Origin of the sequence: Micromonospora sp. NPDC006431 (assembly GCF_042870725.1) — a bacterium.
Taxonomy (GTDB): domain Bacteria; phylum Actinomycetota; class Actinomycetes; order Mycobacteriales; family Micromonosporaceae; genus Micromonospora.
Genome location: NZ_JBIAHQ010000055.1, coordinates 1 through 12,240 on the forward strand (window position 1 = coordinate 1; position 12,240 = coordinate 12,240).

Sequence of the window (12,240 nt, forward strand, 5' to 3'; positions counted from 1 at the left end):
GTGCCCACACCCGCCCAGGAAACCATCAGAAAACGGCTAAAACACCCGACGTTTCGATACTTGACCGGCCCCGCTCCTTCAGGGATGACCCCCAGAGATCGGCAACGCGGTCTTGTTCGGCGCGCAACGCTGGTCGACGGTGTGAACTGGCTTCCCGTGGTTCCGCTAGGTGTCCTCGGTTGCTGTACTTCGCTGCAGTACTGCTCACGTCGGGCTGGTCGACTACTTGAAGAGGCCGATGACACTAACCGCGGTGCCGACAACGAAGCTGAGAGTGGCGAGCTTCGCTTGGCCTCCGGTCCAGAGCCCTTCGGACTTCTGGCGCCAACCGAGAGACCACCAGTCGCGGCCCAACTTCTGCCACTTGTGCTGTCGGAGATGGCAGCCCAAGACCAAGCCGGTGGAGTTGTTGCGACAGAAGTCGACCACGCTGCCGCGCTTCCGGTTGATCGCTCCGCAGTAAACCGGAGCTTGGAAGAGGACGAAGAAGAGCAGAAGGCCGAGGAGCACCACGTAGATGGCCGGACCGTACGCGGCGCTCCCGAGAGACAGGAGAAGCACCGCCAGGACCCCGTAGCCCCAGTACTGCCACAGCTTCGACTTGCCACGCGACGCCATGGGCGCAAAGAGTATCGACACGACTGCTGAACGTGAAGGTTGCCCGTCCGTCAACGATCCGACAGTCGACTACTTCCAGCGGTATTGATCTAAGGCAGGGGCGTAGTTGATCAAACCGGACGACTACTGCTCTTACCTGCTGCTACACCTGGTACAGATGGTCAACCGTGATCACTGCTGGCTCTCGTTCGACGGCCTGACTACGGCATGATCTTGCGAACGGGAACCGGGAACGGGTCAGCGGCCACGGCCGGGCGCGACGTAGCGCAAGGCAAGGAACGAACCGTATTGGTTGGTCTCCGCCAAGGCCCATGGCGTGTATGCCTTCGCGTGCAGCAGTCGGGTGCCGGAGCCAACCAGGACTGGTGCGACGCCGATGTGAAGCTCGTCGACGAGGTCGGCCCGTACGAATTGGCTCGCAAGCTCCGCACCGCCGAGGATCCATACGTTCTTCCCCTTGGCCGCCTCGACGAGCCGCGGGTGTACCTCGATTACGTCTGAATCGGTGAAGCGAAGGTCAGCGCCATCGAGGTGGGGCAGGTTGCGATGCGTGAAGACCCAGGTAGGTCGGTCGCCATAGAACCAGGGAGCGTTGTGGCGATGGATAAATTCGTACGATCGCGCCCCCATCGCAATCGCACCGACCTCGTCGAAGAACCGCTCGTAGCGCCGCCGTTTACCCTCCAGGTCGCTGAACTGGGAGAGCCAGTCGAGCTGTTCGGCGGGTTCGGCGATGTACCCATCGATGCTCATGGCCACGAAGTACTGCGTCAGGGTCATGCACGGCACACTAGCCATCCCGTCGGCCTTCGTCCGCACACCGTGGAGTGGGTGGGGCCTGCCCGGTCAAGGTGGAGCACCCCACTGTCTGAACGACCTTGACCGGGCAGGCCCCACCTGCTCGGCTCTGCCCGGACGAAGGTTGTCGGGATGGCGCCACCACCTTCCCTCCGCCCGCACCGTCAAGGGAATCCGCCTGTTCTCCGCTCGGCGCTCTCTCAGGCCGTGGTGGAGGAGCTGGTCGTCAAGAACGTGGCGGCGTTGGTGAAGCTCCCGCCGATCCGCGCCCGCAAGGGCAAGTCGTGGAGCAGCGAGGAAGCCCGTGCCTTCCTGGAGTCGTCCCGAGACGGCGACGATTACCTTTACGCCGCCTACGTCCTGGTCCTCGTGCTCGGCCTACGCAAAGGTGAAGTCCTCGGCCTCACCTGGGACCACATCGAGTGGAACGGCTGGGACAAGCCCTGTATGTAACCCACACGGCGAGGAATTCTGCGAACAATGCCGAGATGGCCACGACATCAGCCTCGTCATCGACAAGCAGCTCCAGCGGGTACGCGGCCGGCTCCTGCACCGAGCCACCAAGACCGAGGAGTCCGACGCTCCCCTACGGCTGCCGGCCATCTGCGTCACCGCGTTGCGGCGCCGCCACCGCCAACAGGAGGTGGCCCGAGAGAAGGCCGGCGAGGCGTGGCACGACACCGGCATGGTCTTCACGACTCGCTACGGGCTTCCGGTCGAGCCGCGGAACTTCAACCGCTCCTACGACAGCCGCATCGCCCCGCGCCGGCGTTCCTAAGATCACCGTCCACGACGCCCGGCGCACCTGCGGTTCGCTCCTGGTCGACCTGGACGTGCATCCCCGGATCGCGATGGCGATCCTCAGACACGCGGACTTCTCGATCACGATGGAGATCTACAGCCAGGTCTCGTCCAAGGCCACCCGAGAAGCCCTGCGGAAGCTCGGCGAAAGCCTCGGCCAATGAGGTCTTGTCGGCAACGTGATGGTTGCGGTGTTGACGGGGTGGGGGTGACCACCCACGGTCTAGTTCTGCGGTGCCAGGGTGCGTAGGACGCAGAACTCGTTGCCCTCGGGGTCTGCCATGACCACCCAGTTTCGGTCTGAGCCTTGGCCCACATCCGTCTTGGTGGCACCGAGGCCGAGCAATCTGGTCACCTCGTCCTCAGTGCTGCCGTCGATTGGGCTGACGTCGAGGTGGAGTCGGTTCTTCACGGCCTTGCCCTCGGGCACCTGGACGAACAGCAGGGTGGGCGGCATCTGGCGGGCCCGAACATCTTCAACGGTCGGCACCCAGGAGCCGATCTCGACCTTGCCCTCGCTCCGGTCGATCACCTTGAAGTCCATTACCTCGCCCCAGAAGGCCGCGAGCATCTCCGGGTCGCGGCAATCAACGACCAACTCGGTGAACCGACTTGTCATGGCTCTCCCAGATAGTGCGGACGGGGTTCGGAGAATCGGCCAATGAGCCGTTGCTGTACTTCGTTGCTGTACAAGATCGAAAGGGGCCATCCGGAAGATCCCGAATGGCCCCTGAGCTGCGTCGGGACGGCCGGATTTGAACCGACGACCCCTTGACCCCCAGTAGTCCGGTGGCCCAGCGGCATGCTCACGCACGTTTGCCCAGGTCGCCTGAAGCATAAACCGGCCGAGTAAAGGAGTCATGCTGCTCTCCGCCCGCTACCAGCGTCGCCGACACGTGGCGCCACATCCGCCGGCGCTTGGATCGGCGATCGTTGCGGTTTCAGGATCGGAGCACTTCCCGGTTGGCGAGCAGCAGTACGGCCGCGCTCAACGCCAATGCTGGAGGCCAGCATAGTTGGGCAGCCGTCCATCCCGTCTCCGACGGGATCGGCCATGGTGACTTGGCACCTGTGAAGAACAGTGTCCCGACGAGCGCGATGCCCTGTACCAGCGGCCCGGTCAACGCCGCGTCGAGATCGTCGCGGTATCGCGCCGCCACGGCGGCTGCGGCCAGCGGGATCATCCCGCACACCGCCGCCTGCAGAGTGAGGTAGCCGGCGGGCCCGACGACGAGCCGGCCGCTGACGGCCACGACCGCCAGGTAGAGCAGCGCCCAGACCGCGGCAGCCGGCATCAAGTTCAGGGCCATCCGCAGCCACTGCCGCACCCATCGCGGGGACGGCGCCATCACCGTCGACGCCATCCGGTCCGGCAGCGCGAAGCAGACCGCCGCGCCCAGCGCGGCTGCGGCCACTCGGAGGCCGGGCAGCGCGAGGCCTGGCGCCGGCTCGGCGAGCAGCGCAGGTAGCTGGCTCAGCACCGCGAGCGCGGCTGCGGCCGCCAAGGGCCACCAGGGCACCGCCCGGGCGAGCGGCCGGGCCAGCAGGATCCCCAGCCGGAGGCCGCTCACCGGCAAATCCTGGGCTGGTCCGACGATCCGGATGCCGGCTCGTCGATGGTCGGGATCGTCGGCGGCTTGGTGGTCACTCCCAACGGCGTGAGAGCTGTTCCGGCCGGGTCCATGATCTGTGTCCAGTGCGCTGCCAGGAAGGCGGCCACCTCATCGTGCGGCCGGGTCAGCAGCGCCGTCGCGGCCTGCGCGTCGGCCGGGTCGTGGCGGACCCGCCCCAGGGTCAACCCGCCGGCGGCGAGGCGTTGTGCACCATCCGGCAGGGCCTGCGCCAGCAGCCACAACGCCACGATTGTGCGATGTTGGCCGGCGCCGGAGCAACGTGACGCCTCGTAGTCGAATGTCTCGGGACCGCGACGGACCAATCCGGTGGCCGCGGTGGCGTAGGCGACGGTCATCCGCGTGCGAGAGTCCTCCGCCCAGCGCCCGTGCCGCCCCCACCGTGTCGAGGTGACGATCTCTGAGGCCCCGGGGGTGAGGAGCGTTCCGTCGTCCGCGTTGCCGAGCTGACGGACCGTCGGTCGCTGCGCCGCGGCCGGGAGGTTCCGCACCACCGGCTCGACCGCCTCCCGCCAGAGCGGAATCCAGCCCGCGTAGTGCGGGAGGGCACAGTACCGCACACCGCCGTGCACCTGGCAGGCCAGCACCGCCGGCCCGGTCAACGCGTGCTCCATCGCGAGGTCGATTACGGCCGGGGTGGACCGCACCTGCTGGTTGGTCGCGATCCCTGACGTCACGGTCGCCGCGAGAATCACGCTGACCGCGATGAGGCGGCGGTGTTTCCACCACAGCGACGCGATGACCGCCGTCAGAACGGCCAGAAGGTGCACCATGTGCCACCCGGTGGGGCGCTCCACCCCGGTCTCCCATGGCGCCGACGGCACCGGGAATAGGTGCCAGACCCAACTGTCGGCGCCGGTGCTGAGCACCGGCAGGCTGGCGAGGACGACCACCACCGCGATCATTGTCAACGGCCCGACGGCCGCCGCGGGCAGCCAGCGGCCCACCACGATCCCGAGCGCCGCACCGGTTGCCGGAACCACCACGGTGACCAGAAGCACCCAGGGGTCGAACTGCCCGACCGGCCAGGCGGGCAGCATGAGCAGCAGTCCGGCGAGGCAGACCGAGGCGCCGGCGGCACCGGCCACCGGCACCAGCGCGAGCAGGCCGATGCCGCGCCGAGTAGCGGTCGTCGGCACCGTGTCGAGGCTCTCCGCCCCGACGCGCCGATCCCGGCTCGCCGCCAGATGCCCGGCCAGCAGGACCGCGCCCGCCAGCACGAGCGAGGACATCCCGGCGTCCTGGGCGAAGCTCTCCCAGGTCGGCATCGTGGTCCATCCCCATGCCGTGCACAGCGCCAGGGAGAGCACCATACCGCCCCAGAGGAGCGGACTGCGTAGCACCAGGCGCGCCTCGGCGCGGGCCAGCGCGACCATGGCCACTCGGCCGGCATGCCGGACCGGCGGCGGGGCGAGTGTGGTCGTCATCGGGCCGCCCCCACCCGCGCCGAGGTGCCGAGCAGGAGCAGATATCCGTCCTCAAGGGACGGTTGAGCATGCTCACCGCCCTCGGGTGGGTCGCCCAGCGTCCGATACAGCCCGTCCGCGTTGCGCCAGTACGCCTGGGAGCCGGACGGAGCCGTAGTCGACAGCCACACCCGGCCATCGGCGACAGCGACCAGCTCTCGCGGGCTGCCATTGAAGATCACGCGCCCAGAGTTCATCGCCACGACCCGTTCGCAGAGTGCGCCCACGTCCTCGGTCTGGTGGGTGGACAGCAGCACGGTGCGCCTCTCGCCGAGCCGGGAGATCAACGCCCGGAAAAGCATCCGCTGCTCCGGGTCGAGGCCGACCGTGGGCTCGTCAAGGATCAGTAGCTGGTGCTCGCCGAGCAGGGCCTGGGCCAGACCAAGACGCTGCCGCATACCGCCGGAGAGCTTGCGTACCTTGGTCCTGGCTCGGTCGGTCAGCTCGACCTCGTCGAGCACCCGGCGTACCTCGGCCCGGCGCTGCCGGCCGTCGGTTATCTCCTTGAGCACCGCCACGTAGTCGAGCAGGTCGTAGGCGGTGAACCGGGGATAGAGCCCCGGATTCTGCGGCAGGTAGCCGAGCCGCCGGCGCAGTTCGGTCCGCTGCGCGGGGACCGCCGGGTCAAGACCGAGAATCCGCAGCCGGCCCCGGTCGGCCGCCAGTGCGGTGGCCAGACAGCGCAGCAGGGTGGTCTTGCCGGCGCCGTTCGGACCGAGGAAGCCGGTCACCCCCGTCCCGAGTTCCAGATCCAGGTCGTCCAGCGCGACCGTGGCCCCGTAACGCTTGCCGAGCCCGCCGATGCTGACGGTGGTCATCGAGTCTCCCCCGGATCGAGGCGGCTTCGCCGCATAGTCAGGACCGCGACGGCGACCGCCGCGGCGAGCAGGTAGCCGAGTTGCGCGGTGCCACCGAAGATGACCGGCAGAGAAGATTCACGGTGGACCGTGGCCGCGGTGCCCACGACGATCAGCCAGGCACCGCCCAGCAGGCTGGCGGCGGTCGAGAGCGAAACGATGGTGCTCAGCGCCAGGCTCCCGATGCTGAGCAGCAGAGCGGGCAGCAGCCAGGCCACGGCGTACCAACCCTGTCCAGGCAGCAGGACCGCCGCCACCATGCCCATGGCCACCGCGACGGCGACGACCGCGGTGGCGCGCCAGAGCACTAGCTGTGGCCCTGCCGCCGGCGTCGTATCGGTGATCTCGTGCATCGGGTCGGCCGGCGGCCCGTACGCGGTGGCGACTGCCAGCACCGGCAGAATCGGCGCGAAGACGAGGAAGAGCATGTCGCTGACTTGCGCTCCGGTTTGGCCGAGATACGCCGCAGCCACCGCGAGGGCCAGCACCGCCGCGGTCGCGCTCAACCAGGACCAGCGCAGCGCCGGTGTCGCGGCGAGCAGCTGGATCCGATGCTCAGGCAGCCCGAGCCGGCCCAGGAGCCGCCGTAGCGCGCGCTGCTTGGGCGCATGGACCGCGTCGAACACGGCCGCCCAGTTGCCGGTCAGCCACACCGTGTCGACCTCGACGCGTCCACGGCAGGAGGCGCAGGCCAGCAGATGGGCGTCGACGGCCATGACTCGGCTCGGATCGAGCGCTCCCCGGTCGTAGTCCGCGAGCAACGTCGCGTCGATGTGCCAGCCGGTCATGTCAGCAACTCCCTCAACCGGGCCCGGGCGCGCATCAGCCGGGTCTTTGCCGTGCCCTCTGCGATGCCGAGCAGCTTGGCCGCCTCCCGCACGGTCAAGCCGTCGATAGCCGTGGCCTGGATGAGCGCCCGCAGCTCCGGTGGGAGCCGATCGAGCGCTCCGCCCAGGTCGCCGTGCTCGATGCCCAGCAGCACCAACTCCTCGGCTGACGGCGCCGTGGCAACGTCAGGCAACTCGGTGTTGGCGCCACTGAGCCAGCGGTGCGCGGGACCGCGCAGCGCGGACACGAGCCGCCTGGCAGCGATGGTCCATATCCATCCGGCCGCGTCGGCACCGGTCGCCTCGTACCTATGGGCGTCGGTCCAGATGGCGACGAACGTGTCCTGGAGCGCGGCATCGACCAAATCGGGGTCCGCGCAGCGCCGGCGGAGCCGGGCGCGCAGCCAGGGCGCGTGCCGGTGGTGCAGCAATCGGAGAGCCTCGGTCCGCTCGACTGCGATGGCACGCAACAACTCGGCGTCACTGCTCAGCTCGTCGACCGGCCGCTCCGATTCCTGACTTCTTCTTCGCCGCACACAAGAACTATCGCGTTGCGCGGGGAATTTGGTTCATCGAGGATGCGGCCAGGTGGCCCTGTCGGGCAACAGCCGGGAACTGCGGCTGCGTCGAGCCGGGGGGATCGGCAGGCTCCGTTCATGCGCTTGCGAGACCACGGAATCATCGCGTCGCTCGCCAACCATCTATCGGGTTTTGGGGTAGCACAGCCAGCGGAAGATGCGCTATTTGTCCGAAGTTTGTCACTCAATCAAGGGTCCTGCGATTTGGCTCGGCGTCGGCGTGCCGCTGCCGAGCGCTCGGCCAGTTGCAGCATGTACGCGGTTCTCGCGTGTTTGGCCATGGCGGCTCGGACGTCCTCGGGCAGCGCGCCGTCGGGGTCGACCTCGCGCTCAAACCGGCCGAGAAACGCCTTGGTGCCGGAGGACGTGCGGGCCGTACGGTCAGTGGTGTTGGCCCAAGAGGCATGTGCGGCGATGCGCGCACGGCGGCGACGCTGCTCCGGGGTCATGCCCGCCTCTCCCTCACTCCTCCCTGTATGCAGCTCCTTCTCGCGGTCAGACACGTTCACCGATCCCCATTCGGGCTTGCACTTCCTGGGCCCGCTCGGCGGCAGCGCTGGCGCCGTAGTGTCGCGGCATGTCGTCGGATGTCCAGCCGAGCACCAGCATCAAATCGCCGGTGTCTCCCCCGGCCAGCTTCCACTCGTGTGCGTAGGTGTGCCGCCAGCGGTGCGCGTGCACGCCATCGACCCCGGCGCGCAGACCGCGCCGCTTGAGCATCAGTTTGATGCCGTTGCCGGTCAGCGGTTGTGCACCGCGTACCGCTAGCCACAGGTGGGGTAGCCCGGAGCCTTTGTGGCGGCTGCGGGCGCGCAGGTAGCGGCTGACCGCCCGGGCGGTTTTGGGTCCGAGTCGGACCCGACGGTCCTTGGCGCCCTTGCCGTAGTAGCGCACCGTGTCCAGCGATAGGTCGACGTCGTCGAGTTGCAGGTTGGCCGCCTCGGACAGCCTAGCTCCGGTGTTGGACAGCAAGCGGATGATCGCTGTGTCACGGACGTGGACGAAGTCTTTACCCTCGCACGTATCCAGCAGTTTCTTGGTGTCCTCGTCCCGAATGATTGGTACGAGTCGCTTTGGCGTTTTGGGCTGCCGTACCCGCAGCATGGGCGACTGGTCGATCTCCTCCTCGTCGACCGTGAGCCACTTGAAGAACTGCTGCAGAGCCTTGTGCTTGTTCAGGGCCGTGGCCGGCGATCGGGTCTCGATCATCCATTCCTGAAACGCCTCGACGTGCCGCCGTGTCACAGCGGTCGGAGTGAGTGCCGCCTCCCCCGACTCCCGTTGGTGGTCGCCGGCGAGGTATCGGCTCAGCTGAGCAGCGGCCAGCAGGTAGTTGTAGCGCGTGGTCGGTGGGTAGTTTCCCGACCGCAGCGTCCGATCCCAATCGGTAAGGAACGCCGCCCACTCCTGGGGCAGACCCCTCGTCAGCTTGATCAGATCGTGTTTCATGGCCACACGTGCGGCGTCAACACTGGACGCCGGCGTTGGTGCGGTGTACTGCCTCTTTGCCGCCTCCGGATGCCGGGCGACGTCGCCCGACACCACAGCGTCTCCACCCGCCTGCCGGCGCCGAACTCTCGCGGAATCTCCCGCACCGCCGCCTCACCGACAAGGCGCGGCCCGGAAGGCACCGAGGCCAAGGCCCGTGCCGCGATCTGTTCGGGGGTGGGAGCCGGCGGGAGGGCCCTCTCCCTGCCCGCCGGCTCCCCCTGCCCACCGCCACCCCCGCCCGAAGGCGCGCGGGCGGCGAGCTGTTCGGGCTGCTCGTCCGATGGACCTTGCACGTCCGCCTCCCCGTAAGGCTTGCCGTACAGCACTGACCGACGCCAATACCGGCGCGGCCGGTCCCCCGTTACTGTCACGACCTGGACGCTGACCAGACGAAGCAGGCCCAACAGCGACGACGTGTCCCCTCCTACGCCGCCGCCCGCGTGCCGGGATGCCATCTCGCGTACGGCGACCCGATCCGCTACGCTCCAGGCAACTCCAGTTCGGGTTCAAGCGAACCGCAGTTGCGAGCGATACCGAGAGCTAAGCACAGGTCACAGAAGAGCGTCAACCGCAGTTTTTGTTGTGGCCAACTGTGGTTGGAGTTGGGGGACTCCATGAAAGACACACCAGCCGACCAGGCCGAGGCCGCAGCCTCACACCTGATCCAAACGAGGCTCCGAACCCTCTTCGAGGCCAGCACCGAGGGCCGGCCACCTTACACAGAGGCCGAGGTTGCCCGGGAACTCACCAAGGCCGGCCACCGCATCACCGCCGAGGGCATCCGCAACCTGCTGCGCGCACCCCGAATCAACCCCAAAGCATCCACGCTCCGCGCGCTCGCCCAGTTCTTCGACGTGCCCGCCGGCTACCTCCTCGGCGACCAAGAAGAACCCGAAGAACACAGCCGACGCGTCCGCGTGATGGCACGATCCATCACCAAGCTCTCACCGGCCGCCCAAGACGGCATCGCTGTGATCATCGACAACCTTCTACGAGTTGAGGAAACAGCGCGCGACAGTAAAGCGCAGGCTCAACCACAGCAGCCAGAGATCGGCCCGCACGACAAGCCGCAGTTCATCAGGTGATGCTCGACTACATGATGTGAAAGGCGACCAGGAGGTCGGACTGCCAGAACACGAATAGCTTCAAGCTTCCCGTCGGAAAGCTCAAGGGCTTCGCCACAGGGTGACTACCAAACTCAGGCTTGACGCCTGCCCGTTGCGCTACCTTCGGACTCCAACTTCTCCCCGTGCCGGAACTTGGTCGGGTGGCCCCGGGAGTCTCACCCCCGGGGCTCCCACAGAACGGAGCGTGGCAGGCTCCCGTCACTCCGCTCTTCTCATCGAGTTCACACGAACTCCCTCGCCCCCCAGGCAGGCCCCGTAGGAGGGAGCAAGCGGGTTCTCGATCGAAGAAGGCCGGTCAATGGCGACTGGTTGTCGGCCAGACGTCCGCGGTTCGTAACATCGTGCCGAGCGGGTGTGGTTGGCCGGTCATCGCCGACAGTGCGTCAGCGACAGCGTGCAGGTCGGCCTTGATGTAGGTGGTGGTGGACGATCCTGGACTGTCGGTGTGGCCAGCGTAGGCGCGGGCTACCCCATAGCCGAAGTGGCGTTCCACCCAGGTGAGGGTGGTGTGGCGTAACCAGTGGGTGGACATGCCCTGGGCGGCGGCCCAGGGCAGGTGCTCCCCGATCCGTTTCCACAGGTGGTCGTAGCGGCGGCTGCTGATCGGCTGGCCGTTGCGGTAGCGCAACAAGCGGTCGGTGGACATCAGGGCGCCGCGGGCGTGGGCGTGCTCGTAGAGATGTTCGGCGAGGTCGAGGCTGATCGGCTGCCACCGCACGGTGCCTTTCTCGGTCAGGCGCACGAGCCCGTTGGTGCGGTCCAGGTCGATGAGCCGTAGTGCGAGAGCGCCACCGCGCCGGCGGGCGCTTTCGGTGTGCAGGCGCAGCAGCAGGGCGTCGAGGATGACGTCGTTGCCGCTGGTCCGCACCACCGCGTTGATCTCCTCCAGTTCGCACGACGTCAAGGCGCGACGTGTGCTCGGGAGGCGGCGGGGCTTGGCGACACGATGGGCGGGACTGGCCGACGCGCCGATCAGATCGTCAGCGACAGCCCGGGAGTAGAAGGCGCGGGCGGCAGCGATGACGTGCTCGCCGGCGTGCCGACCGTTGCGGCTGTTACGGCGCGGCCGGGCCGTGGCGATCATTTCTTGTTTCATCGCCTCGACGTCGCTGGCCGCAACCGCGTCCAGCGGTCGGTCGCCCCAGGCGGCGGCCATGCGCTCCCAGTACGTGCCGTACGTACGCCTCGCACCCGGACCCGCCGCCGCGATAACGCGCGGCAGATACTCGGCAACCGTCGGCAGTGACACCACCACGCCGGCGTCGGACTCTAGATCGGCCAAGGTGACGCCAATGCGGTCCAGGACCTGCCGGGCCACGGCAACAGCGGCAGGGTCAGCAGGCATGGTCGCCTCCTGCCACCTCGATGTGCAGGTCGGCGAGCAGGCGAGCGACGGCGCCGATCGGGTGCACAACAACCAGGTCATGGGCGACGAGTGCGGCGAGCAGCACCGGCTGGCCATGCCCCATCCGGCACATACGTCGGGCGGAAGCCGGTAGGGGCAGCTGGCCGCGGCTGCCCACCCTGTGCCGACCATCCTTGACCGGGGCGATGACGAGCGCCTCTTGGTGCGGGTGGATGTCGAGGCGGTGGCCCGGCTGCCAGCCCAGCCCCTGCAGGATGTGCTGCGCGGCAACTCGGCCGCAGCGGGATGGGAGAGCCATCCCCAGTAAAAGCTCCTCGGCATTGACAGCCGCCGGTAGTTGAACTCGGGCGGGTAGTGCCGGCATCGGTACCGGGCGGGGACGTGGACGGGCAGGCAGGGCAGCAGGAACAAGCGGACGGACAAGCTGTTCACCGCTGGGTCGGGGGGAAGGTCGTGTCATGGCGGTGACAACGGGACCAAGCCGACCATCTCTTCCGCGCTGGGCGTCGTCTTGCCGTGACGCCAGACGCAGAGCACGTCACGCCCCTGCACCCACCACCGCAGCAGCCGCTGCTGGGCGGTCGGTCGTCGCGCGCGGGCCGGTCCAGCTCGCCGTCGGCGACCGCCGTGTTGAGCAGGATCTTGATGTTCACCTCGTGGTCGGAGCAGTCCACTCCGGC

At 67.9% G+C, this 12,240-nt stretch carries 15 protein-coding genes and 1 pseudogene; 3 read left to right on the top strand and 13 right to left on the bottom strand.

The features are described 5' to 3' along the window. Nucleotides 1–222: 222 nt before the first annotated feature. Nucleotides 223–618 (bottom strand): hypothetical protein, encoded by a 396-nt coding sequence (locus tag ACFYM6_RS35610; protein ID WP_387281873.1) that lies wholly within the window; start codon nucleotides 616–618, stop codon nucleotides 223–225. Nucleotides 619–855: 237 nt separating this feature from the next. Then, on the bottom strand, nucleotides 856–1,398 hold the full coding sequence (locus ACFYM6_RS35615; RefSeq protein ID WP_387281874.1) for a dihydrofolate reductase family protein: 543 nt from the start codon (nucleotides 1,396–1,398) through the stop codon (nucleotides 856–858). A 225-nt stretch (nucleotides 1,399–1,623) separates the two neighbouring features. On the opposite strand from ACFYM6_RS35615, the gene ACFYM6_RS35620 reads away from it, so the two are divergent. Together ACFYM6_RS35620 and ACFYM6_RS35625 are read left to right on the top strand one after the other, a co-directional pair. Next, nucleotides 1,624–1,869, top strand: a complete 246-nt coding sequence (locus ACFYM6_RS35620) for a hypothetical protein (protein WP_387281875.1) — start codon at nucleotides 1,624–1,626, stop codon at nucleotides 1,867–1,869. A gap of 190 nt (nucleotides 1,870–2,059) precedes the next feature. Beyond that, entirely contained in the window at nucleotides 2,060–2,194 is a 135-nt protein-coding gene (locus ACFYM6_RS35625; protein ID WP_387281876.1) for a hypothetical protein, read from the top strand. 246 nt (nucleotides 2,195–2,440) lie between these two features. On the opposite strand, the gene ACFYM6_RS35630 is transcribed toward ACFYM6_RS35625, so the two are convergent. The 8 genes from ACFYM6_RS35630 to ACFYM6_RS35665 all read right to left on the bottom strand — a co-directional run bounded on the left by ACFYM6_RS35630 (nucleotide 2,441) and on the right by ACFYM6_RS35665 (nucleotide 9,118). Continuing rightward, nucleotides 2,441–2,836, bottom strand: a complete 396-nt coding sequence (locus ACFYM6_RS35630) for a VOC family protein (RefSeq protein WP_387281877.1) — start codon at nucleotides 2,834–2,836, stop codon at nucleotides 2,441–2,443. Between the two features lie 322 nt (nucleotides 2,837–3,158). Beyond that, nucleotides 3,159–3,788, bottom strand: coding sequence for a hypothetical protein (locus ACFYM6_RS35635; RefSeq protein WP_387281878.1), 630 nt, complete (start codon nucleotides 3,786–3,788; stop codon nucleotides 3,159–3,161). Beyond that, entirely contained in the window at nucleotides 3,785–5,275 is a 1,491-nt protein-coding gene (locus tag ACFYM6_RS35640; protein WP_387281879.1) for a hypothetical protein, read from the bottom strand. The genes ACFYM6_RS35635 and ACFYM6_RS35640 overlap by 4 nt, the downstream gene beginning before the upstream one ends. After that, on the bottom strand, nucleotides 5,272–6,132 hold the full coding sequence (locus ACFYM6_RS35645; RefSeq protein WP_387281880.1) for an ABC transporter ATP-binding protein: 861 nt from the start codon (nucleotides 6,130–6,132) through the stop codon (nucleotides 5,272–5,274). Before ACFYM6_RS35645 ends, ACFYM6_RS35640 begins: the two co-directional genes overlap by 4 nt. Continuing rightward, on the bottom strand, nucleotides 6,129–6,959 hold the full coding sequence (locus ACFYM6_RS35650; protein ID WP_387281881.1) for a zf-HC2 domain-containing protein: 831 nt from the start codon (nucleotides 6,957–6,959) through the stop codon (nucleotides 6,129–6,131). The genes ACFYM6_RS35645 and ACFYM6_RS35650 overlap by 4 nt, the downstream gene beginning before the upstream one ends. Continuing rightward, entirely contained in the window at nucleotides 6,956–7,534 is a 579-nt protein-coding gene (locus ACFYM6_RS35655) for an RNA polymerase sigma factor (protein ID WP_387281882.1), read from the bottom strand. Before ACFYM6_RS35655 ends, ACFYM6_RS35650 begins: the two co-directional genes overlap by 4 nt. A 230-nt stretch (nucleotides 7,535–7,764) precedes the next feature. After that, nucleotides 7,765–8,025 carry a hypothetical protein gene (locus tag ACFYM6_RS35660; protein WP_387281883.1) on the bottom strand — a complete coding sequence of 87 codons (261 nt, stop codon included), beginning with the start codon at nucleotides 8,023–8,025 and terminating at the stop codon, nucleotides 7,765–7,767. A gap of 46 nt (nucleotides 8,026–8,071) precedes the next feature. Further along, the gene (locus ACFYM6_RS35665; protein ID WP_387281884.1) at nucleotides 8,072–9,118 is read right to left on the bottom strand and encodes a tyrosine-type recombinase/integrase; all 1,047 of its coding nucleotides are present in this window, start codon (nucleotides 9,116–9,118) and stop codon (nucleotides 8,072–8,074) included. 563 nt (nucleotides 9,119–9,681) lie between these two features. Between ACFYM6_RS35665 and ACFYM6_RS35670 the strand changes: the two genes are divergently transcribed. Then, the gene (locus ACFYM6_RS35670; protein WP_387281885.1) at nucleotides 9,682–10,152 is read left to right on the top strand and encodes a hypothetical protein; all 471 of its coding nucleotides are present in this window, start codon (nucleotides 9,682–9,684) and stop codon (nucleotides 10,150–10,152) included. A gap of 337 nt (nucleotides 10,153–10,489) precedes the next feature. On the opposite strand, the gene ACFYM6_RS35675 is transcribed toward ACFYM6_RS35670, so the two are convergent. From ACFYM6_RS35675 to ACFYM6_RS35685, 3 genes and pseudogenes are all read right to left on the bottom strand, one after another. Then, nucleotides 10,490–11,539, bottom strand: coding sequence for a tyrosine-type recombinase/integrase (locus ACFYM6_RS35675; protein ID WP_387281886.1), 1,050 nt, complete (start codon nucleotides 11,537–11,539; stop codon nucleotides 10,490–10,492). Continuing rightward, nucleotides 11,529–11,858, bottom strand: a complete 330-nt coding sequence (locus tag ACFYM6_RS35680) for a hypothetical protein (protein ID WP_387281887.1) — start codon at nucleotides 11,856–11,858, stop codon at nucleotides 11,529–11,531. The genes ACFYM6_RS35675 and ACFYM6_RS35680 overlap by 11 nt, the downstream gene beginning before the upstream one ends. Before the next feature lie 289 nt (nucleotides 11,859–12,147). Beyond that, nucleotides 12,148–12,240 (bottom strand): annotated as a pseudogene (locus ACFYM6_RS35685) (NAD-glutamate dehydrogenase domain-containing protein); the annotation flags it as partial.